Source organism: Acutalibacter sp. 1XD8-33, assembly GCF_003612555.1.
Classification (GTDB): Bacteria; Bacillota; Clostridia; order Oscillospirales; family Acutalibacteraceae; genus Acutalibacter.
The window spans coordinates 1-20,835 of the sequence record NZ_RAZF01000004.1 but is presented as its reverse complement, the minus strand read 5'-3'; the positions used below and the strand labels follow the sequence as shown (position 1 = coordinate 20,835).

Annotated in this window: 16 protein-coding genes; 14 read left to right on the top strand and 2 right to left on the bottom strand. The window is 60.5% G+C overall.

The window, feature by feature from the left end:
• The first annotated feature begins 519 nt into the window (after positions 1-519).
• The 9 genes from D7X94_RS04465 (at position 520) to D7X94_RS04425 (ending at position 13,584) form a co-directional block, all read left to right on the top strand.
• On the top strand, positions 520-1,305 hold the full coding sequence (locus D7X94_RS04465) for a nucleoside phosphorylase (protein ID WP_120426523.1): 786 nt from the start codon (positions 520-522) through the stop codon (positions 1,303-1,305).
• A 558-nt stretch (positions 1,306-1,863) separates the two neighbouring features.
• Positions 1,864-2,310: a 50S ribosomal protein L9 gene (gene rplI, locus D7X94_RS04460; protein WP_120426521.1), complete on the top strand. Its 447-nt coding sequence runs from the start codon at positions 1,864-1,866 to the stop codon at positions 2,308-2,310.
• Between the two features lie 347 nt (positions 2,311-2,657).
• Positions 2,658-4,049 carry a replicative DNA helicase gene (gene dnaB / locus D7X94_RS04455; protein WP_120426520.1) on the top strand — a complete coding sequence of 464 codons (1,392 nt, stop codon included), beginning with the start codon at positions 2,658-2,660 and terminating at the stop codon, positions 4,047-4,049.
• A complete protein-coding gene (gene tilS, locus D7X94_RS04450) occupies positions 4,039-5,394 on the top strand; it encodes a tRNA lysidine(34) synthetase TilS (protein WP_120426519.1) in 1,356 nt (451 codons plus the stop codon). The genes dnaB and tilS overlap by 11 nt, the downstream gene beginning before the upstream one ends.
• 12 nt (positions 5,395-5,406) lie before the next feature.
• Entirely contained in the window at positions 5,407-5,985 is a 579-nt protein-coding gene (hpt, locus tag D7X94_RS04445; RefSeq protein ID WP_243111167.1) for a hypoxanthine phosphoribosyltransferase, read from the top strand.
• 294 nt (positions 5,986-6,279) lie between these two features.
• The gene (ftsH, locus tag D7X94_RS04440) at positions 6,280-8,235 is read left to right on the top strand and encodes an ATP-dependent zinc metalloprotease FtsH (RefSeq protein WP_120426517.1); all 1,956 of its coding nucleotides are present in this window, start codon (positions 6,280-6,282) and stop codon (positions 8,233-8,235) included.
• A 403-nt stretch (positions 8,236-8,638) separates the two neighbouring features.
• Positions 8,639-10,624: a toprim domain-containing protein gene (locus tag D7X94_RS04435; RefSeq protein ID WP_120426515.1), complete on the top strand. Its 1,986-nt coding sequence runs from the start codon at positions 8,639-8,641 to the stop codon at positions 10,622-10,624.
• A gap of 76 nt (positions 10,625-10,700) precedes the next feature.
• On the top strand, positions 10,701-11,324 hold the full coding sequence (locus D7X94_RS04430) for a DUF1349 domain-containing protein (protein ID WP_120426514.1): 624 nt from the start codon (positions 10,701-10,703) through the stop codon (positions 11,322-11,324).
• 28 nt (positions 11,325-11,352) lie between these two features.
• Entirely contained in the window at positions 11,353-13,584 is a 2,232-nt protein-coding gene (locus tag D7X94_RS04425; RefSeq protein WP_120426513.1) for a DNA gyrase subunit A, read from the top strand.
• Positions 13,585-13,913: 329 nt separating this feature from the next.
• On the opposite strand, the gene D7X94_RS04420 is transcribed toward D7X94_RS04425, so the two are convergent.
• Complete coding sequence (locus tag D7X94_RS04420) at positions 13,914-15,266, bottom strand: PepSY1/2 domain-containing protein (protein WP_120426512.1); 1,353 nt, start codon at positions 15,264-15,266, stop codon at positions 13,914-13,916.
• 167 nt (positions 15,267-15,433) lie between these two features.
• Between D7X94_RS04420 and D7X94_RS04415 the strand changes: the two genes are divergently transcribed.
• Entirely contained in the window at positions 15,434-15,862 is a 429-nt protein-coding gene (locus D7X94_RS04415; RefSeq protein ID WP_120426510.1) for a cytidine deaminase, read from the top strand.
• Between the two features lie 5 nt (positions 15,863-15,867).
• Positions 15,868-17,175 carry a pyrimidine-nucleoside phosphorylase gene (locus D7X94_RS04410; RefSeq protein ID WP_120426509.1) on the top strand — a complete coding sequence of 436 codons (1,308 nt, stop codon included), beginning with the start codon at positions 15,868-15,870 and terminating at the stop codon, positions 17,173-17,175.
• 179 nt (positions 17,176-17,354) lie between these two features.
• Here the strand turns inward: D7X94_RS04410 and D7X94_RS04405 are convergent, their stop codons facing one another.
• Positions 17,355-17,879, bottom strand: coding sequence for a peptidylprolyl isomerase (locus D7X94_RS04405; protein WP_120426507.1), 525 nt, complete (start codon positions 17,877-17,879; stop codon positions 17,355-17,357).
• A gap of 594 nt (positions 17,880-18,473) precedes the next feature.
• Here D7X94_RS04405 and D7X94_RS04400 point away from each other — a divergent pair.
• From D7X94_RS04400 to D7X94_RS04390, 3 genes are read left to right on the top strand one after another with little or no spacing between them, the layout of a single operon-like run.
• The gene (locus D7X94_RS04400; protein ID WP_120426505.1) at positions 18,474-19,226 is read left to right on the top strand and encodes an exodeoxyribonuclease III; all 753 of its coding nucleotides are present in this window, start codon (positions 18,474-18,476) and stop codon (positions 19,224-19,226) included.
• Between the two features lie 32 nt (positions 19,227-19,258).
• Positions 19,259-19,984 carry an NAD-dependent protein deacylase gene (locus D7X94_RS04395; RefSeq protein WP_120426504.1) on the top strand — a complete coding sequence of 242 codons (726 nt, stop codon included), beginning with the start codon at positions 19,259-19,261 and terminating at the stop codon, positions 19,982-19,984.
• Between the two features lie 17 nt (positions 19,985-20,001).
• Positions 20,002-20,709, top strand: coding sequence for an L-ribulose-5-phosphate 4-epimerase (locus D7X94_RS04390; RefSeq protein WP_120426503.1), 708 nt, complete (start codon positions 20,002-20,004; stop codon positions 20,707-20,709).
• The last annotated feature ends 126 nt before the right edge of the window (positions 20,710-20,835 follow it).

Below are 20,835 nucleotides of genomic sequence, written 5' to 3'. Positions count from 1 at the left end.
TTGACGCTAGGAATGGAGATGGAATCAAGCGGAGTGTAACGCACTCAGCTGACCAGGGTAAAAGTTTCGTCGTCTCACCTGTCGGTTCGGTCGGCGTTTGACGGTCTCCACCGGAGACCAGCGCCCTTTTCAAAGGTTGCAGGGGTTTGGGGACGGCGTCCCCAAGGTTTTGCCCTTGACCTTAACACCTGAGAAGCGCATTTTTTGAAGTGGTGAATAATAGTTAATGCTCGCTTCGCTCGGTTAACTATCCGAGTTTTGCAAAGCGAAGCAGGGGGTCTCGCCTGGTCTCACCTGCTGGTTCGGTCAGGTCGCAGCGTTGTCTGCAATACTTGGCTTTGCCAAGTATCCGGCAGAACGCTCACCCCCACACGACGACCAGCGCAAGGCTAAGACTTGGCCTTGCCAAGTCTCCGGACCGGCCAATGTACCAGCCGAGAACGCGCCGCCGCGCCCAAAAGGCCCCCGTATATAAAAAATGTGCTGGAAATCCCAGCCCCAGACAAAGGAGGAATCCCCATGCTCCACAACGAGTTCGACCCAAATCCCCGGGCTATCATCAACCCCGAGGACTGCTACCGGCCGGTGGAGGGCTTCCCGGAGATCTGCGTCGGCATCTTCTCCCGGCATATCCTGGAATGGGTGCTCAGCGCCTACGGCGGGGAGGAGATCAGCCATTTTGGCTGCTGCCTGGGGCCCATCCCCATCTACCGGGTGGAGGCCTTCGGGGCCAGCGCGGCAGTGTTCCTGCCCCTGATCGGCGGGCCGGGAGCCGGAGGCACCCTGGAGGAGAGCATCCCCCAGGGAGGGAAATATTTTGTGTACTTCGGCGCGGCCGGGGTGCTGAACCGGGAGGTCACCCACGGGAAGCTGCTGCTGCCCACCGCCGCCATCCGGGACGAGGGCTTCTCCTACCACTACCTCCCCCCGGCGAACGAGGTGGAGCTGGACCTGGAGAGCGTCGCCGCCTGCCGGGAGGCCTTGACCGCCCTGGGCTATCCCTTCGCGGAAGGCAAGACCTGGACCACCGATGCCTTTTTCCGGGAGACCCGGGACAAAACGGAGCGCCGCCGGGAGCAGGGTTGCATCTCAGTGGAGATGGAGTGCGCCAGCCTTGCGGCCGTGGCCCGGTTCCGGGGCGTGCGCTTCGCCCAGTTTTTCTACGCCACCGACACCCTGGATGGGGACGGCTGGGACAGCGGTATCCTCCACGAGAAGGGCCGGGGCCTGGAGGAGGTCTGCTTCCGGGCTGCGGTGGAGACCGGCAAGCGCATGGCCGGGCTGGCTGGGCGGGACGGCCTTTAAGACCTTGGAGGCTCTGGGTTTCGCCTGCCGGCTCGGTCGGCGACGGCAAATCGCCACTGGCGATTATCGCCCTCCAAACCTCCGCAACCTTTGAAAAGGTTGACGAAACTTTTACCCACTCCTCATTTCGTTCGTCGTGAACGTTTTAATTGTTTCGATAAGCTAACCAGAGTAAAAGTTTTGCAGACTTCGCTCTGCGAAGTCTTAGCTTTCTTCAAAAGCTCGCGGAGTGTGAGGCAGAGCCTCACGACCTTGCCCTTGACCTTAAACACCTGAGAAGCGCATTTTTTGAGGGTGAATTGCCGCGTAGCGGCAAGAGGGAACTTTTTGCAAGAGAAAAAAGTTCCCTGGAAACCGGAATCCGCTATCTGAGCGCACGGGCGCACCAGACTTGACAGAGTTTTGCATAGCAAAACTCATGACACACCGCGAAATCCAGTTCCCACCTCGCACATACTAGGCGCGGTGTGCTGGAATCTGGACGCGCCATTGGGCCCCAGAGGCCCCCATATAAAAAATCTATTAAAAATCGATACATCTCAGAAAGGATGAGCAGACATGAAAGTGATTCTTTTACAGGACGTGAAGTCCATCGGGAAGAAGGGGGAGCTGAAGGAGGTCTCCGACGGCTACGGCCGGAACTTCCTCCTGCCCCGGAAGCTGGCCAAGGAGGCCAACGCCCAGGCCATGAACGAGCTGAAAAACGCCGAGGCCGCCAAGGAGTATAAGATCAAGACCGAGACGGACCAGGCCAGAAAGAATGCCGAGGCCCTCACCGGCCGGGCGGTGAAGATCTACGCCAAGGCGGGCCAGGGGGGCAAGCTCTTCGGCTCTGTGACCGCCAAGGAGATCGCCGAGGAGATCGGGAAGCAGTACGGCGTGGAGGTGGACAAGCGTAAGGTGGTGCTGGATAACGATATCAAGTCCTACGGCACCTTCAGCTTTGAGGTGAAGTTCTACAACGGCATCTCCGCCACCATGAGCGTGGTGGTCTGTCAGGAGTAGGATATGTTTGGCTTTGCATATGCAAAGCCAAACAAGAACCCCCTACGAGGGTTTCTTACGGGAAACAGTCCATCGGACTGTTTCCCTATCTTCCTGCGTTTTGCTCACGTGAAAAGATCTTGAGGGTGTTGAGTCTCAGCTGCCGCTTCGGTTGGTTCGCAGCATGGTCTGCAATACTTGGCTTTGCCAAGTATCCGGCAGAACGCTCACCCCTCAAACTCCCGCAATGGGGCCGAAACTTGGCAAAGCCAAGTTTTCCACCCCTTGACTGCGAAATGTTGCAAAGGAAAGTTTTTGAAGGTTTCAGGAGGCCTACAACCGCCCCCAGAAGGGAAAGGAGCCGGAAGATGGACTACGACAGCAGGGAAAGCTATCTGAACACCCAGGCCCAGCCGGGGGTGCAGGTGCCCTTCAGCCTGGAGGCAGAACAGTCTGTGCTGGGGGCCGTGCTGCTGGACGCCCAGTGCCTCTCCGTCATCGCGGAGATTCTGCCCCGGGCGGAGTACTTCTACGCGGTGAATAATCAGCTGATCTACGGGGCCATGCTGGAGATGTACACCCTGGGCCAGCCGGTGGACTTTGTCACCGTGCTGGAAAAGCTCCGGGAAGTTCCGGAGTTCGACCGGGAGACCGGCCGGGTCTATCTGACCCAGCTGGCCCAGCTGGTGCCCTCTCTCAGCAATGTGGAGGCCTACGCCCGGATCGTCCGGGATCGGTATGACGTGCGCACCTTGATTCAGGCGGCCAAAGGCATTTTGGATGACGCCAGTGCCGGAACGGAGGAGTCCTCCCTTCTACTGGATTCCGCCGAGCAGCGGATCTATGAGATCCGTCAAGGCAAGGCCGTCCAGGGCCTGCAGCCCATCCGGGAGATCCTGCTGGAGACCTTCGACCGTCTAGACCGGCTGAACTCTCCGGACCAGGACAAGTACCGGGGGATCCCCACGGGCATCCGGATGCTGGACAGCACCATCACCGGCCTGAACCGCTCGGACCTGATCGTGCTGGCGGCCCGGCCCGGCGTGGGTAAGACCAGCTTCGGGCTGAACATCGCCCGGCACGCCTCCATTGCCAACAAGCGGCGGGTGGCCTTTTTCTCCCTGGAGATGGCCAAGGAGCAGCTCTCCTCCCGGATGCTCTCCACCGAGGCCTCTGTGGAGGGCACCAAGCTGCGCAGCGGGGACCTGACCGAGGTGGAGTGGTCCCGGCTCATCGAGGCGGGGGACATCCTCAGCAAGGCGGAGCTCTATTTCGACGACGCGCCGGGGATCACCGTGCCCCAGATGAAGGCCAAGGTCCGGCGGCTGAAAAACGTGGATCTGGTGATTGTGGACTACCTGCAGCTCATGTCCGGCACCAAGAGGACCGACAACCGGGTCAATGAGATCAGCGATATCACCCGGAATCTGAAGATCATGGCCAAGGAGCTGGACGTGCCGGTAATCGCCATGTCCCAGCTGCGCAGGCCCACGGACCGCACCAAGGACCACCGCCCTGGCCTCTCCGAGCTGCGGGACTCCGGCTCCATCGAGCAGGACGCGGATATCGTGATCTTCCTCCACCGGGAGGCCTATAACGCCGCCAGCGAGGGGGGAGAGGTCACCGAGGACATGGACACCAGCGCGGCGGAGATCATCGTGGCCAAGAACCGCCACGGAGCCACCATCGACATCCCCGTCCACTGGCAGCCGGAATACATGCGCTTCACCTCCCGGGAGATGATCCGCCATGAGCAGTGAGGAGCTGCGGGGGGCCTCCCTGGAGGGGATCCCGGCGGCGGGCCGGCTGGTGGTGGGCTTTTCCGGCGGAGCGGACTCCACCGCCCTGGCCCACTGGCTTCTGGACCGGGTGGAAAGGGAGCGGATCCTCCTGGCCCACGTGAACCACCTGCTCCGGGGGGAGGAGGCGGAGCGGGACCAGCGCTCTGCCCAGGAATTCGCGGCTAGGTGGGGGCTTGCCATCCAGGTGCTTCGTGTGGATGTGGCCTCCCTGGCAAAGGAGCGGGGCCAGGGCCTGGAGGAGTGCGGCCGGGAGGCCCGGTACGGCTTTTTCGCCCGCCTTGCGCCTGGGGAGAGCGACCGGGTCCTCACCGCCCACAACGCCCAGGACAACGCGGAAACCCTCCTTCTGAACCTGTGCCGGGGGGCCGGGCCGGACGGCCTCTCCGGGATTCCAAGGGCCCGGGGGAAGATCCTGCGGCCCCTGCTGGGGGTGGACCGGCGGGACATCGAGGCCTACTGCCAGGAAAACGGCCTCTCCTATGTGACGGACAGCACCAATCTTCGGGACGTGTACGCCCGGAACCGGGTGCGCCATCAGGTAGTCCCGGCGCTGGAGGCGCTGAACCCCCGGTTCGTCCAGGCAGCGGGGCAGGCGGCGGAGCTGCTGGCCGCGGACCGGGACTATCTTCGGGTCCAGGCGGCGGAGCTGCTGGAGGGGGCCCGGACCCCCTGGGGGCTGAAGCGCGCCCCCCTGCTCAGCGCCCACGAGAGCCTGCGCGGCCGGGCGTTGAAGCGGTATCTGGAGGAGGTGGGGTGCGGCAGGCTGGAAAAGAAGCACCTGGACCGGGCTTTGACACTTCTGGCCGGAGGCGGCGGAGGGGACCTGCCCGGAGGGGTGTCCATGACCTGCGGCCAGGGAATTTTCTGGGCGGGGCAGCGGGCCCCCATAGAAAACGAAAACTGGGAAATCCTGGCGAAACCAGGGGAAACCCCTCTGCCGGGAGGAAAAATTCTGGTTTTGCGGGAAAAAATCCTGGGCAAAACAGAAAATCCGGAAAAAATTCAAAATTTGTTATTCAAAAATCCGCTGGACTATGCTATAATGACAGGAACTTTAGTGGTGCGCGGCCGCCGCCCGGGAGACCGGTTCGCCCCGGCGGGACGGGGGCTGACCAAGCCTCTGAAGCAGATTTTCCAGGAGCTGGGCGTTCCCGGGCCCCTGCGGGGGACAATCCCCTTGCTGGTGTGCGGGGAGCGGATCGCCTGGATTTCAGGGGCTGGAGCCGGCGAAGGATTTCAGCCGGAAGAGGGCCAGAAGGCCGCGTGGAGCGTGGAAGTCAAAGAGGAAATGGGAGATTTTTGAGGAGGGGTCGACATGCCGGAGGATCGGAGCATGATGGAGGACATTGAGCGGGAACTGTTCACAAAGGAGGAGCTGGCGGCCATCGTCTCCCGGATGGGCCGGGAGATCAGCTGGGACTACAAGGGAAAGAACCTGCTGCTGGTCAGCGTTTTGAAGGGTTCGGTGGTGTTTATGGCCGATCTGATGCGGGCTATCACCCTGCCCCTGGGTATCGACTTTATGGTGGTGTCCAGCTACGGCAAGGGAGCTAAGACCAGCGGGGTGGTGAAGATCGTACTGGACTTGAATATCCCCCTGGATGATTACGATCTGCTGATTGTGGAGGACATTCTGGACAGCGGCAAGACCCTTCACTATTTGATGGAAGTGCTGGGGGCGAGAAATCCCAAGAGCATCAAGATCTGTACGTTGTTCGACAAGCCCGAGCGCCGGGAGGCGGAGGTGACCCCCGACTATGTGGGGGCCAGGATTCCAGACGCTTTCATCGTGGGCTACGGGCTGGATTACGCGGGAAAATACCGCAATCTGCCGTTTGTGGGCGTCTTAAAGCCCGAGGTATATGGGCACACCGCACCAAGCAAGGCAAAATGAGCAGGCTAGGTTTCGCGGTGTGTCATGAGTTTCCGCCCCAGCCGTGAGACGGCTGTCTTTTGCTACGCAAAAGTGCGGCGAAAACTCTGCCAAGCTGGGTACGAAGCGCCCCCAGCCAGCCAGGGTAAAAGTTTCGTCAACCTTTTCAAAGGTTGCGGGGTTTTTAGGGGCAGAGCCCCTAAACCGCCGGAGGCCTGCGCAGCGAAGCGAGCACTACTTTCAACTCCCTGCCAGAAGGGCGGTATAAACGGCGGAGCACGGGATAAGTTATAGATAATCAGGAGGGCAAAGCATTTGGACGGGAACAATGGAAAAAAGCTGCGAAATCTGCTGCTGTACATTGGGATTCCGGTGGTGGTTCTGTTCATCATCATCTTCATTTTCAGCAACAGAGCTCCCCAGGGGGCGACCTACAAGTATTCGGATATCCTAAACTTCTTTGAGACGGGCCGGGTGACGGAGTATTCCCTGAACCTGGGCACCGGCGAGATGGTGCTGAAGCTGGACGACGCCGGCGGAACCACCATCGGCTTTGTCATGCCCAGTGTGGACCTCTTTTACCGGGACGCAGGGGACGACATCGCGGCCTACAACGAGGCCCATCCGGATAAGAAAATGGTTCAGGACATCAGCCGCCCGGCGGAAACCAGCTGGCTGATCAGCCTGCTGCCCACGCTGATTCTCTTCGGCGGCCTGGTGTTCTTCTGGATCTTCATGATGCGCCACCTGGGGGGAGCCGGGGGCGGCGACAAGCAGATGAATTTCGGTAAGGCGAAGATCAAGCAGATGAGCGACGAGAAGCGCAAGACCACCTTCGCCGATGTGGCCGGCGCCGACGAGGAAAAGGAGGAGCTCCGGGAGATCGTGGAGTTCCTGAAGAGCCCCGGCAAGTTCAATTCCCTGGGGGCGCGGATTCCCAAGGGCGTGTTGCTGGTGGGCCCTCCCGGCACGGGCAAAACCTTGCTGGCCCGGGCCGTGGCCGGAGAGGCCGGGGTGCCCTTTTTCTCCATCTCCGGCTCGGACTTTGTGGAGATGTTCGTGGGTGTGGGCGCGTCCCGGGTGCGGGACCTGTTCGACAAGGCCAAGAAGAACCACCCCTGCATTATCTTTATTGACGAGATCGACGCGGTGGGCCGGCAGAGAGGCGCGGGCCTGGGCGGCGGACACGACGAGAGGGAGCAGACCCTGAACCAGCTGCTGGTGGAGATGGACGGCTTTGGCGCCAACGAGGGCGTCATTATGATCGCGGCCACCAACCGCCCGGACATCCTGGACCCGGCGCTGATGCGTCCCGGCCGGTTTGACCGGCAGGTAACCGTGGGCTACCCGGACATCAAGGGCCGGGAGGAGATCCTGCGGGTGCACGCCAAGGGCAAGCCCCTGGCCCCGGACGTGGTGCTCAGCACCATTGCCAAGACCACGGCGGGCTTTACCGGCGCGGACCTGGAGAATCTTCTGAACGAGGCGGCGCTGCTGGCCGCCCGCAAGGGCCTGCGGGCCATCACCATGGTGGAGATCGAGGAGGCCACCATCAAGGTGGTGGTGGGCACAGAGAAGAAGAGCCGGGTGATGAGCGAGAAGGAGAAGAAGCTCACGGCCTACCACGAGGCGGGCCACGCCATCGCCAGCTTCTACTGCAAGACCCAGGACCCGGTGCACCAGATCTCCATCATCCCCAGGGGCATGGCGGGGGGCTACACCATGCACCTGCCCACAGAGGACCGGTCCTACAAGAGCCGCAACGAGATGCGGGAGGAGCTGGTGGTGCTGCTGGGCGGCCGGGTGGCCGAGGCTCTGGTGCTGGACGACATCTCCACCGGCGCCAGCAACGACATTGAGCGGGCCACGAAGATCGCCCGCGCCATGGTGACCAAGTACGGCATGAGCGAGAAGCTGGGGCCCATCACCTATGGCTCCGATGGCTCCAACCCCTTCCTGGGCAAGGAGATGGGGCATATCAGCAACTATTCGGAGCAGACAGCCTCTGAAATCGATGAGGAGATTCAGGATATCATGTCCACAGCCTACCAGCACACGGAGGAGATCCTTCGGGAGCATATGGAGGAGCTCCACCGGCTGGCCGGGGTGCTTTTCGAGAAGGAAAAGCTGGATCAGGAGGAGTTCCAGAAGGCCATGGCGGGGACCATGCTGCCCGGTCCGGGAGAAGTTCCGGCACTGGAGGACGGCCCAGCGGGCGGCTCAGACTCGCCGGAGGGCCACCCCCCCAAGGAGCGTGAGCCGGAGGAATAGCGCCGGTTTACTCCGGTTTCCAGGGGTGCTTTTTATTCTTGCAAAAAACACCCCTCTTGGCGGACTTCGTCCGCCAATTCACCCCGCAAAAATTGCGCTTCTCAGGTGTTAAGGTCAAGACCTTGGGGACGCTGTCCCCAAACCCCTGCGAGCTTTTGAAAAAGCTCGAGCAAAACTTTTACGGTTGTTCGGTTAGCTCGACAAAAAACGTAAATTGTCTGCGACGAACGAAGTGAGGAAGCAGGGTAAAAGTTTGTGGGGTTTGGGGTGAAACCCCAAGGTCTTAAAGACAGGCTATCACGCGAAAGCGCGAATCCGCCTTCCATGAGCATTTCACGCCTTGTGAAATGCTCATCTTTGTGACAGGGAGAGAACAAGGATCAGCCCAAAAGGAGAGGAAATTATGCCCAAAAAGCCCGTTTACGACAACGAGAGCATCAAAAGCCTGAAGGGCGCCGACCGGGTGCGCCTGCGCCCGGGGGTCATCTTCGGATCGGACGGCATCGACGGCTGCCAGCACTCGGTGTTCGAGATTCTGTCCAACTCCATCGACGAGGCCCGCCAAGGCTGCGGCGACGAGATCACCGTCACCCGCTTTCTGGACCACTCGGTCCAGGTGGAGGACCACGGCCGGGGCGTGCCGGTGGACTTCAACCAGAACGAGCAGCGCTATAACTGGGAGCTGGTGTTCTGCGAGCTCTACGCCGGGGGCAAATACGACAACGATTCCGGGGAGAACTACGAGTACTCCCTGGGCCTCAACGGCCTGGGCCTGTGCTCCACCCAGTACGCCTCGGAGTATATGGACGTGGATGTGCGCCGGGACGGCTTCCGCTATACCCTCCATTTTGAGCACGGGGAGAACGTGGGCGGCCTCTCGAAGGAGCCCTACAAGAAAAAGGATACCGGGTCCATCATCAAGTGGAAGCCGGACCTCCAGGTGTTCACGGACATCGCCATCGACGCCGAATACTATCTGGACGTGCTCAAGCGCCAGGCGGTGGTCAATGCCGGGGTGACCTTCCATTTCCTCAACGAGACCGCCCCCGGCCAGTTTGAGCAAACGGATTTCTGCTACGAAAACGGTATCCTGGACCACGCCAGGGAGCTCTGCGGGGAGGACTCCCTCACCACGGTGCAGCTCTGGCAGAGCGAGAAGCGGGTGAAAGATCGGGCGGACATGGCGGAATACAATGTGAAGATCAACGTGGCGGCGGCCTTCTCCAACCGGGTGCATGTGGCGGAATACTACCACAACTCCAGCTGGCTGGAGCACGGCGGCGCCCCGGACAAGGCGGTGCGCAGCGCTTTTGTGGGCCAGATCGACGCCTGGCTCAAGCAGAATAACCGCTACACCAAGGGCGAGAGCAAGATCACCTACCAGGACGTGGAGGACTGTTTGGTGATCGTCATCTCATCCTTTTCCACCCAGACCTCCTACGAGAACCAGACCAAGAAGGCCATCACCAACAAGGGCATCCAGGAGGCCATGACGGAGATGCTCCGCCACAGCCTGGAGGTCTACTTCATCGAGAACCCCATGGACGCGGACAAGATCGCGGGGCAGGTGCTGGTGAACAAGCGCAGCCGAGAGGACGCGGAAAAGACCCGGTTGAACCTGAAAACCAAGCTCACCGGCAAGATGGACATGGCAAACCGGGTGGAGAATTTCGTGGACTGCCGCTCCAAGAACGTGGAGGAGCGGGAGCTCTTCATCGTGGAGGGCAAGTCCGCCCTGGGCTCGGTGAAGCAGGCCCGGGACGCCAGCTTCCAGGCGGTGATGCCCATCCGGGGCAAGATCCTCAACTGCCTGAAGGTGGACTACGATCGGATCTTCAAAAGCGAGATCATCACGGACCTGATCCGGGTGCTGGGCTGCGGGGTGCAGGTCAAGACCAAGGCCAACAAGAACCTGGGCGTGTTTGACATCAACAACCTGCGGTGGAGCAAGGTGATCTTCTGCACGGACGCGGACGTGGACGGCTTCCAGATCCGGGTGCTGCTGCTCACCATGGTCTACCGGCTGGCCCCGGCGCTGATCGAGGCGGGCAAGGTGTACATCGCCGAGAGCCCCCTCTATGAGATCAACACCAAGGACGAGACCTATTTTGCCTACAACGAGAAGGAGAAGGCGGAGTTTCTGAAAAAGCTGGAGGGGAAGAAATATACCATCCAGCGCTCCAAGGGCCTGGGCGAGAACGACGCGGACATGATGAGCCTGACCACCATGAACCCCAAGACCCGCCGGCTGATCAAGATCAACCCAGGAGACGGGGAGGACGCGGCCCGGATGTTCGAGATCATGCAGGGCAACGACCTGGAGGGCCGCAAGGAGTACATCGCGGAGCACGGGGCGGAGTATACCACAGAGGAGCTGGACGTGAGCTGAGGAGGCGGGCAGCTGGAAGAATCCGGGTTCAAATGCTTTGGAACCGAAGTCGTAAGTGAAAGAAAGGAGCGCGGTTATGGATATGAGGAGCTTTCAGTGGACAAGAGAGCCGGAGAGCTATGCTATAGGGGAGGACCGGATTGAGGTGGTCACAAGGCCCCATACGGACCTGTGGCAGAGGACCTACTACCACTTCCAGAACGACAACGCGCCGGTGTTCCAGATGGAGACAGGCGAGAAATATTTCAGCTTTGTGGTCAAGACGGAGTTCGCCGAAAGCCATCACCGGTTTGACCAGTGCGGCATCGTCATGTATCTGGACAGCGAAAACTGGCTGAAAGCATCGGTGGAGTATGAGAACGAGGAATACCAGCATCTGGGCAGCGTGGTGACCAACGGCGGCTGGTCGGACTGGGCCACCACGGTGATCGACGCCGGGGTCAAGGAGATGTGGTACCGCCTGAGCCGCCGGGAGGACGACTACCGGGTGGAGTGCTCCCAGGACGGTGAGAACTTCCAGCAGATGAGGATCTGCCATATGCAGAAGGGCGGGGGAAAGATCCGCTTCGGGATTTATGCCTGTTCGCCGGAGGACTCCTCGTTCCGGGCGGTATTCCGCCATATGGAGCTGACGGAGTGCCGGTGGAACGCCCACGACGGCCAGCAGCCGGATCAGGCGGAGAAAGAGAAACAGGCTTGATCGGAAACCAGTTGAGTAGGTGAGGAATATGCCAAGAAAAGAGAAGCGGGCTCCCAAATCCACCGGCAAGGTCCACGGCTACATCGTCGGGGCGGGGGAGATTGTGGAGCAGGACGTGGGGGATACCCTGCGGAAAAACTACATGCCCTACGCCATGAGCGTGATTTTGAGCCGGGCCCTGCCGGAGATCGACGGCCTCAAGCCCTCCCAGAGAAAGCTCCTCTATACCATGTACAAGATGGGGCTCCTGGGGGAGGGGCGGAAGAAGTCCGCCACCATCGTGGGCGAGGTGATGAAGCTGAACCCCCACGGGGACGCCGCCATCTACGACACCATGGTGCGCCTCTCTCGGGGCTATGAAGCCCTTCTGCATCCCTATGTGGACAGTAAGGGCAACTTCGGCAAGGCCTACTCCCGGGACATGCAGTGGGCCGCCCCCCGGTATACCGAGGCCAAGCTGGACGGGGTGTGTCGGGAGATGTTCCGGGATATCGACAGCGACACCGTGGACTTTGTGGACAACTACGACAGCACCATGAAGGAGCCGGTGCTGCTGCCTGTGAGCTTCCCGGCCATCCTCACAAATCCCAGCACGGGCATCGCGGTGGGCATGGCCTGCAATATCTGCTCTTTCAACCTGACGGAGCTCTGCCGGACCACCATCGCCCTGATGCGGGACCCCGAGGCGGACCTGTTCGAGACTCTCCAGGCTCCAGACTTCCCCGGCGGCGGGCAGCTGATCTTCGACCGTGCCCAGATGGAGAAGATCTACGAGACCGGCCGGGGGAGCTTCCGGGTGCGGAGCAAATGGAGCTTCGACAAGTCTGCCAACTGCATCGACGTGACCCAGATCCCCCCCTCCACCACCGTGGAGGTGATCGTGGAGAAGATCATCGAGCTGGCCAAGACCAACAAGCTCCGGGAAGTGGCGGACGTGCGGGACGAGACGGACCTGGACGGCCTGAAGATCACCATCGACCTGAAGCGGGGCGTGGACCCGGAAAAGCTCATGGCCAAGCTCTTTAAGATCACCACCCTGGAGGACAGCTTCGCCTGCAATTTCAATGTGCTGGTGGGGGGCGTGCCCCGGGTGCTGGGGGTGCGGGAGCTTTTGGAGGAGTGGACGGCCTTCCGCATGGAGTGCGTCCGGCGGCGGACCTGGTTCGACCTGAACAAAAAGAGGGAGAAGCTCCACCTGCTCCAGGGCCTGCGGGCCATTTTGCTGGACATTGACAAGGCCGTGAAGATCGTGCGGGAGACCGAGGAGGAGGCCGAGGTGGTGCCAAATCTGATGATCGGCTTCGGCATCGACCAGATCCAGGCGGAGTACGTGGCGGAGATCCGCCTGCGCCACCTGAACCGGGAGTACATCCTCAAACGCACGGAGGAGACCAGCCAGCTGGAAAAGGATATCGCCGGGCTGGAGGAGGTGCTGGGCTCCAAGGCGAAGATCCGGAACATCATCGTCAAGGAGCTGGAGGCCGTGGCCAAGGCCTACGGCAGGCCCCGGCGGACCATCCTCCTGTATGCGGACGAGATTGAGGAGGCCGTGGAGGCGGAGGAGGCCCCGGACTACCCGGTGCACCTGTTCTTCACCAGGGAGGGGTACTTCAAGAAGATCACGCCCCAGTCCCTGCGCATGAGCGGGGAGCACAAGCTGAAGGACGGGGACGAGATCGCCCAGGCCTGCGAGGCCCAGAACAGCTCGGAGCTGCTGTTCTTCTCAGACAAATGCCAGGTGTATAAGCTGCGGGCGGTGGACTTCGACGACGGTAAGACCAGCCTGTTGGGGGATTACATCCCGGCCAAGGCCCAGATGGACGAGGGGGAGCGGGCGGTCTACATGGCGGAGACCCGGGACTTTTCCGGGTATATGCTCTTTGTGTTTGAGAACGGCAAGGCGGCCAAGGTGGACATGAGCGCCTACCAGACCAAGACCAACCGGAAGAAGCTCCTGAGTGCCTACAGCGACAAGTCCCCCCTGGCGGCGGTTCTGCAGCTGCGGGAGGACTGCGAGGTGCTGCTCACGGCCAGTTCCGGGCGGATGCTGCTGTTCCACACCGGGCTCATCGCCTCCAAGGCCACCAAGAACACCCAGGGCGTGCAGGCCATGAACCTGAAGAAGGGCCAGCGGGTGATGGCCGCGGAGGTCTATGGGGAGGGCCGGCTGAACAACCCGGACCGGTACAGAAAGAAGCTGCCCGCCCTAGGCGCCCTCCCGGACGGGAAGGAAGCCGGCGAACAGCTGGAAATGGGCTAGAAGGCGGCATGTGTTTTTGGACGATGTTTTGGGGTCTCGCCTACCGGCTCGGTCGGTTCGCAGCGTGTCTGCCACTGGCAGACGCTCACCCCCTCCACCCCCACCACTTTTGAAAAAGTGGACAAAACTTTTACCCTGGTTGGTTATGTGCGGTAAAGCCAGACATATTACGCGGTCCAGGAGCGTTAGGCTCCTGGTGGGGTTTGGGGCAACGCCCCAAGACCTTGCCGTAGGGGGCGAAGAGTTTGCTTGCGAACTCTTCTGTGCCGCCGGAGGCCCACACATACTACTCAAAAAACATTTCTCAAAAGCTCCCGCGCAGAGGGAACCTAGACCACCAGAGTGCCGTGCTCGTCCTTCTGGAGCAGGTAGAGCTGTTCCTCCATCCCGGTGTAGGCGTTGATATAGCTTAAAACCTCCGTGCCGCCGGCGGCGGTGCAGAAGAGCTCCCAGCAGAGAATTTCCTCCAGGCCTGGGGTAGGGATCACCGCCAGCCGGGTGCTCTCCGCCCGGAGCAGGGGGCTCAGACGCGCCCCGGCTTCTTCCTGGCTGATTTTGGGCGGATCCAGAGAGCGGGCGTGGGCATTCATCAAAAATCCGGCAGCATCCATCTCCACCATGCCTCCCTGGTCCAACTCAATGGTGAGCTTTACCAGGTCTGGATAGCAGAACACCTCTTGGCTGTCCCGGGTCTGACAGGTGCTGTGAAAATTGATGGTAAACAGATTGTCGTTCTTAATAAAATAGCTTTCAGCCATTTGGGAGAATCCCAGCTGAGAGAGGAATTCTTTGGCGGCGTTGCGTGCCTGGGCATTGGTAAGCCTGGACTGGGAAACGGCGCCGGATTTTTTATAATAGGCGGGCAAGCCCCCCTGGGCTGTGATGTTTACCATAGAATCCTCGGTTGAGAAGGAATAGACAGGCAGCCGGCCACCCCCCTCTCCGGCAAATTGGAGAGAATCCTCCGGGCAGTCCAGAAAAGCGGCAGCGATAGACGCGGCTTGGTCCTGACTGATGGGTTCCAGTTTTTTTAGATACATCGGGTCCCGGCGGTCAATGTGGTCGGAGAAAGGCCCGTCATAAAGCAGGGTTGGAAACTGGGAGAATTCCTCCGCCACGGCGTCAAAATCATCGTCCAGGGAGGCGAGACGGTCGATTTCCGTAATATTATTCAGCAGATGGACGGTTTGAACAATATCCGCCTTTTCTGCGGCCAGCCTGGACTGGATGTCCGTCAGGGCGGTGGTTAGTTTGCCCGCATATTCTTCTAAGGCGTCCAGACCCTGAAGGTCCCTTTCGTCCGGGGGAGAACCGGAGAAGGCCTTGCGGCTCAGGGCCAGAGAGTAGTCCCCCACCTGGGAGAGAAAACGGCTAATCCGGTCAGTCTTTTCCTGGGAGAAGGGCAGGGTGGCCATGGCGGCTTTGGCTCCGCCGCTCTGCTCCAAAAGCTGGGCGGAAACCGCACTCTGCATGGATGCCGTGCCGGCATAGCGGGCCTTTTCCAGGGTAGAGCCCATCCCGGATACATAGTCGGTAAGGTCCCCCAGGGCCCGGCGGTATACATATTCCAGCTGAGTCTGGTTGGCCTGAAGGCTCAAGCGGGAATCCTGCCATGCACCCCAAAGCAGCAGGACAGCCGCCAGAGAAAAGGTGAGCAGACGGATCTTTGTGGTCTTTTTCATGGAAACACGCCCCTTTCATTTGGTATTTTGCTGGGCAAAGAAGGAAACATGCGGCTGGGGATAAAAATTTTGACTGGGAATATTTTCTGTGTTATAATAGAGAAACAAAGTATGCTTTCTGAAAGACAAGTGCGCCGTATCACTTTTCTAAAAAAGGAGGACCCCCTATGAAACTGACCGAGGAATGGGCCCGAGCTCTGGTAGACCGGGCCATAGAGGCCCGGGAGAACGCCTATTGCCCCTATTCCAATTTTGCTGTGGGCGCGGCCCTGCTGTGCGAGGACGGAACCGTCTATGCCGGGTGCAATATTGAATGCGCCTCTCTGTCCCCAGGAAACTGTGCCGAGCGCACCGCTTTCTTCCGGGCGGTTAACGATGGCCAACGGCAGTTTGCCGCTATTGCGGTGGCGGGCGGGCCCAAGGGGCAGGAGCCGGACTCTTTTTGCGCGCCCTGCGGGGTTTGCCGCCAGGTGATGCGAGAGTTCTGTGCCCCGGACTTTCAGGTCGTCATGACTGACGGCAGGGAACGGAAGGTCATGACCTTGGAGGAACTGCTGCCCATGGCCTTCGGGCCGGATAATCTAAAACAGGGGTAAACGCCATGCGTATATACGATATCATTCATAAGAAGCGGGAGGGCGGAGAGCTTTCTCAAGCGGAAATTCAGTGGCTGATCTCCGGCGTGACAGCGGGGACTATTCCGGATTACCAGCTTTCCGCCCTGCTAATGGCGATTTTTTTCCGGGGCATGACCCGGGAGGAGACGGTGAACCTTACTATGGAAATGGCCCGCTCAGGAGACATGGCCGATCTGAGCCCCATCTCCGGGGTGAAGGTGGACAAACATTCCACCGGCGGCGTGGGGGACAAGACCTCTCTGATTGTGGGCCCCATAGCCGCGGCATGTGGGGTGAGGATCGCCAAGATGAGCGGCCGGGGCCTGGGCCATACCGGGGGCACGGTGGACAAGCTGGAGAGCATCCCCGGTCTCTCCATGGATATCCCCCGGGAGCGGTTTTTCCAGATCGTTAGGGAGACAGGCATCGCCATTGTGGGACAGTCGGGAAGCCTGTGCCCGGCGGACAAGAAGCTCTATGCCCTGCGGGACGTGACTGCCACGGTGGAGAGCCTGCCCTTGATCGCGGCCAGCGTCATGTCCAAAAAACTGGCCGCCGGGACCGACGCCATCCTGTTGGACGTAAAGATGGGTTCGGGAGCCTTTATGAAAACCCTGGACGAGGCCCGGGAGCTGGCCCGGCTGATGGTGGACACCGGCAACGGAGCAGGGCGGCGCACCGCCGCGCTCATCACGGATATGGACATGCCTCTGGGCCGGAACATCGGCAACGCTCTGGAAGTGGCCGAGGCGGTGGAAGTGCTCCGGGGCCGGGGAGAGGAACGGCTGACCGAGCTCTGCCGCCAGCTGGCGGCGGGAATGGTGGTTCTGGCCGGTTTGGCAGAGGACAACGCCCAGGCCCTGGAACAGGTGGACCGGGCCCTGGGGTCCGGCGAAGCATTCCGGACCTTGTGCCGGATGGTAGAGGCCCAGGGAGGCGACAGCTCCTGTCTGGAGGAGCCCGAAAAGCTGCCTGTCGCTCCTGTGTGCCGGGAGGTTTTCATGCCGGAGAGCGGGTATATTGCGGGACTGAACGCTGAAGCCTGCGGCCTGGCCGCCATGGAGCTGGGGGCCGGCAGAGAGACCAAGGACGACAGCATCGACTATGGGGCGGGGATTATCCTCCTGAAAAGCAAGGGGGATTCCGCCGGAAAGGGCGAGCCCATCGCCCGGCTCTACAGCGAGACGGAGGAGCGTTGCCGCCGGGGGGCGGAGCGGCTTCTGGGTGGCCTGGGCATAACAAAAGAGAGGCCCCAAAAGGAGCCCCTCATTTTAGAACGGATTGGGATTTGACGGTTAAGGAAGCGCTGATTTATTCCGGTGCACAAACTGCGCTGTCAGATTTTTCGGCAGAGTACACAGATTGAGCGCGGGCAATCTCGTGATTGGCAAGCGAAAGCTAGGTGCCATGGCGGAAAATATGCAAGCAAGTTGTGCGCAAAGCCGCTAGGCGCGATTGAATCAGTGGTTCCTTAATGCTCCGGTCCGGTGACAGGTTCGGGGTACTCCTCGCCAAAGGTTTCCACCGTGACCTTTTCCATAATCTGGTCCTGGTTGGGCCGGTCGTCCCGGTCCCGGGGAGCGTTCACAATGGTCTCGGCCACCTCTTGACCTTCCAGCACCTTGCCGAAAGCGGCGTATTGGCCGTCCAGGTATGGAGCATCGCTGACCATGATGAAGAACTGGGAGCCGGCGCTATTGGGCTGCTGGGACCGGGCCATGGAGATTACGCCGGTGGTATGCTTTAGGCTGTTCTCAAAGCCGTTGGAGGAGAACTCCCCTTTGATGCCATAGCCGGGGCCGCCCATGCCAGTACCTTCCGGATCGCCGCCCTGGATCATGAAGCCGGGGATTACCCGATGGAAGATGGTGCCGTTATAAAACCCCTTGCTGGCAAGGGAGATAAAATTGTTTACGGTGTTGGGGGCCACGTCGGGGTAGAGCTCCACTTTGATCACGCCCCGGTTGGTTTCTATGGTAACGACGGGATTTTTCATGTTGATAACCTCCATTTTCTCTGGTTCGGAAAGTGTGGCCTTGAGACCTTGGGGCGTTGCCCCAAACCCCACAAACTTTTACTCACTCCTCGCTTTGCTCGTCGTGAACATTTTTACGGCTTTTCGCTTAGCTAACCAGGGTAAAAGTTTCGTCAACCTTTTCAAAGGTTGCGGAGTGTGAGGCAGAGCCTCACGACCTAAAACTCCTCAGAAGCGCAATTTTTGCGGGTGTGAATAATAGTTAATCTCGCTCTGCCCGATTAACTATCCGAGTTTTGCGAAGCAAAACTCTTACAAGAGGGGAGCGGAGAGTTCATCTCGTGTAACGAGATGAAACTCTTTTGCAACTGAATAAAAAGCCCCCCTGGGCCCCGGAACCAGCCATCTGAGCGCACGAGCGCACCAGCCCAGAGAGCGCCTTGCCCGCTGGAATCTGGACGCGCCATCGCGCGCGGAAGGCCTCCATACCACAACTCTCAAATATACTTTCAAGAGCAAGTATACCATACTTCCCCCGGCAAACCTAGTCTTTTGCCTGGAAATTAAAGGTTTATTCATATTAAATTTACAAATCTCTGGAAAGGAAGGGACGCAATGAAGCTGATCTCCTGGAACGTGAACGGCCTGCGGGCCTGCATGGGCAAGGGATTTCTGGACATGCTGGAGGCCGAGCAGCCCGACGCCCTGTGCCTGCAGGAGACAAAAATGCAGCGGGAACAGGGGGACTTCGCCTTTCCTGGCTACCGGGAATACTGGAACTCTGCGGAGAAAAAGGGCTATTCCGGCACGGCGGTGTTCTCGAAAACAGAGCCCCTCTGTGTAGAATACGGCATGGGCGACCCGGAGTACGACCGGGAGGGCCGGGTGATCGCGGCGGAGTATCCGTCCTTTATCCTGGTGACGGTGTACACCCCCAACTCCCAGCGGGGCCTGGAGCGGCTGGGCTTCCGGATGCGCTTTGAGGACGAGCTACGGGACTATCTGGCAAAGCTGCGGGAGAGAAAGCCCGTGGTGGTCTGCGGCGACCTGAACGTGGCCCACCGGCCCATCGACCTGAAGCACGACAAGAGCAATATCGGCAACGCCGGATATACCTACGAGGAGCGGGGGAAGTTCAGCGAGCTGCTGGCAAGCGGGTTCCTGGACAGCTTCCGGTACTTCTACCCGGACCGGGACGACGCCTACTCCTGGTGGAGCTACATGCACAATTCCCGGCAGAACAACACCGGGTGGCGGATCGACTACTTTCTGGCGGACGCCCGGCTGGCCCCCCGGCTGAAGGACGCCATGATCCTTTCCCAGTATCCGGGCAGTGACCACTGCCCGGTGGGGTTGATCCTGGAATAGCCGAGGGATACCCTGCGATAAGGAGGCAGAGGATGAATTCCATAGAACAACTGAGAAATTGGCTCCGGGAGAGCAAAAAGACCGTCTTTCTGGGCGGGGCGGGGATGTCCACCGCCAGCGGGATCCCGGATTTCCGCAGCGCCCACGGGCTCTACATGCAGGAAAAGCAGGGGATCTCCTATGAGGAGATGCTTTCCATCGACTATTACCGGCGACACACGGCGGAGTTCTACGACTTTCTCCGGAACGTGATGCTCTACCCGGACGCCAAGCCAAACCCCGCCCACTACGCCCTGGCGAAGCTGGAGCGGGAGGGCCTTCTCCAGGTGGTGATCACTCAGAACATCGACGGGCTTCATCAGGCGGCGGGCAGCAGAAACGTCATCGAGCTCCACGGCAACGAGGACCGGTATTTCTGCCAGAGCTGCGGGAAGCAATACAATATGCGGTATGTGGCGGACTGCCAGGGCGTTCCCCTGTGCGCCTGCGGCGGGCAGCTGAAGCCCGACGTGGTCCTCTATGGGGAGCAGCTGAACCAGCGGGACCTGCAGCGGGCGGTGGAGTATGCCTGCGAGGCGGAGCTGATGCTGGTGGGGGGCACGTCCCTGGTGGTGTACCCGGTGGCCGGGCTGGTGAACTATCTGAGCCCGGGGGCGCGGCTGGTGATTCTGAACCGGGACCCCACCCCCTACGACAGCCGGGCGGACTTGGTGATCCGGGAGGATCTCAAGGAGGTCCTGGCCCAGGCGGCACAGTGAGAATCAGGAGGGAGACTATGCTGGAAGCGTTGAAGGAACAGGTATATGAGGCGAACATGCTTCTGCCCAGGCACGGGCTGGTGACCTTCACCTGGGGCAATGTGAGCGGGATCGACCGGGAGAGCGGGCTGATGGCCATCAAGCCCAGCGGGGTGGAGTATGACGCCCTGGGCCCGGATGACATGGTGCTGGTGGACGTGGCCACGGGGGAGAAGGCGGAGGGCAGGTGGAACCCCTCCTCGGACACGGCCACCCACTGCGAGCTATACCGGAATTTTCCGGGCATCGGGGGCGTGGTGCACACCCACAGCCGCTGGGCCACGGTGTTCAGTCAGGCGGGGCGGGGGATTCCGGCCCTGGGCACCACCCATGGGGACTATTTTTACGGGGAGATCCCCTGCACGCGGAAGCTGACCCCGGAGGAGATCGCCGGGGAATACGAGCTGGAGACCGGCCGGGTGATCGTGGAGGCCTTCCGGGGGAAGGACCCGGGGGCCGTCCCGGCGGCGCTGGTGTGCAGCCACGGGCCCTTCGCCTGGGGCACGGACGCCAAAAACGCGGTGCACAACGCCGTTGTGCTGGAGGAGCTGGCCTTTATGGCGTGGCATAACCTGATGATGGACCCCGCCCTGCCGCCTATGCAGCAGGAACTGCTGGATAAGCATTATCTGCGTAAACACGGCAAAAACGCCTACTACGGCCAGGGAGAGCGCGCCAACGCCTAAGACCTTGGGGGCGCCGCCCCCAAACCCCTGCAACCTTTGAAAAGGTTGACGAAACTTTTACCCACTCCTCACTGTGTTCGTCGCACATGACGCCAAGAATGGAGAAATGAGCCAGCTGAGTTTCGT

Bases quoted from the DNA above. Each gene is read 5' to 3' on its own strand.
- D7X94_RS04420 (WP_120426512.1), bottom strand. From the start codon at position 15,266: ATGAAAAAGACCACAAAGATCCGTCTGCTCACCTTTTCTCTGGCGGCT.
- D7X94_RS04415 (WP_120426510.1), top strand. From the start codon at position 15,434: ATGAAACTGACCGAGGAATGGGCCCGAGCTCTGGTAGACCGGGCCATA.
- D7X94_RS04425 (WP_120426513.1), top strand. From the start codon at position 11,353: ATGCCAAGAAAAGAGAAGCGGGCTCCCAAATCCACCGGCAAGGTCCAC.
- D7X94_RS04430 (WP_120426514.1), top strand. From the start codon at position 10,701: ATGGATATGAGGAGCTTTCAGTGGACAAGAGAGCCGGAGAGCTATGCT.
- D7X94_RS04400 (WP_120426505.1), top strand. From the start codon at position 18,474: ATGAAGCTGATCTCCTGGAACGTGAACGGCCTGCGGGCCTGCATGGGC.
- hpt (WP_243111167.1), top strand. From the start codon at position 5,407: ATGCCGGAGGATCGGAGCATGATGGAGGACATTGAGCGGGAACTGTTC.
- D7X94_RS04435 (WP_120426515.1), top strand. From the start codon at position 8,639: ATGCCCAAAAAGCCCGTTTACGACAACGAGAGCATCAAAAGCCTGAAG.
- D7X94_RS04395 (WP_120426504.1), top strand. From the start codon at position 19,259: ATGAATTCCATAGAACAACTGAGAAATTGGCTCCGGGAGAGCAAAAAG.
- tilS (WP_120426519.1), top strand. From the start codon at position 4,039: ATGAGCAGTGAGGAGCTGCGGGGGGCCTCCCTGGAGGGGATCCCGGCG.
- D7X94_RS04410 (WP_120426509.1), top strand. From the start codon at position 15,868: ATGCGTATATACGATATCATTCATAAGAAGCGGGAGGGCGGAGAGCTT.
- rplI (WP_120426521.1), top strand. From the start codon at position 1,864: ATGAAAGTGATTCTTTTACAGGACGTGAAGTCCATCGGGAAGAAGGGG.
- dnaB (WP_120426520.1), top strand. From the start codon at position 2,658: ATGGACTACGACAGCAGGGAAAGCTATCTGAACACCCAGGCCCAGCCG.
- D7X94_RS04405 (WP_120426507.1), bottom strand. From the start codon at position 17,879: ATGAAAAATCCCGTCGTTACCATAGAAACCAACCGGGGCGTGATCAAA.
- D7X94_RS04465 (WP_120426523.1), top strand. From the start codon at position 520: ATGCTCCACAACGAGTTCGACCCAAATCCCCGGGCTATCATCAACCCC.
- D7X94_RS04390 (WP_120426503.1), top strand. From the start codon at position 20,002: ATGCTGGAAGCGTTGAAGGAACAGGTATATGAGGCGAACATGCTTCTG.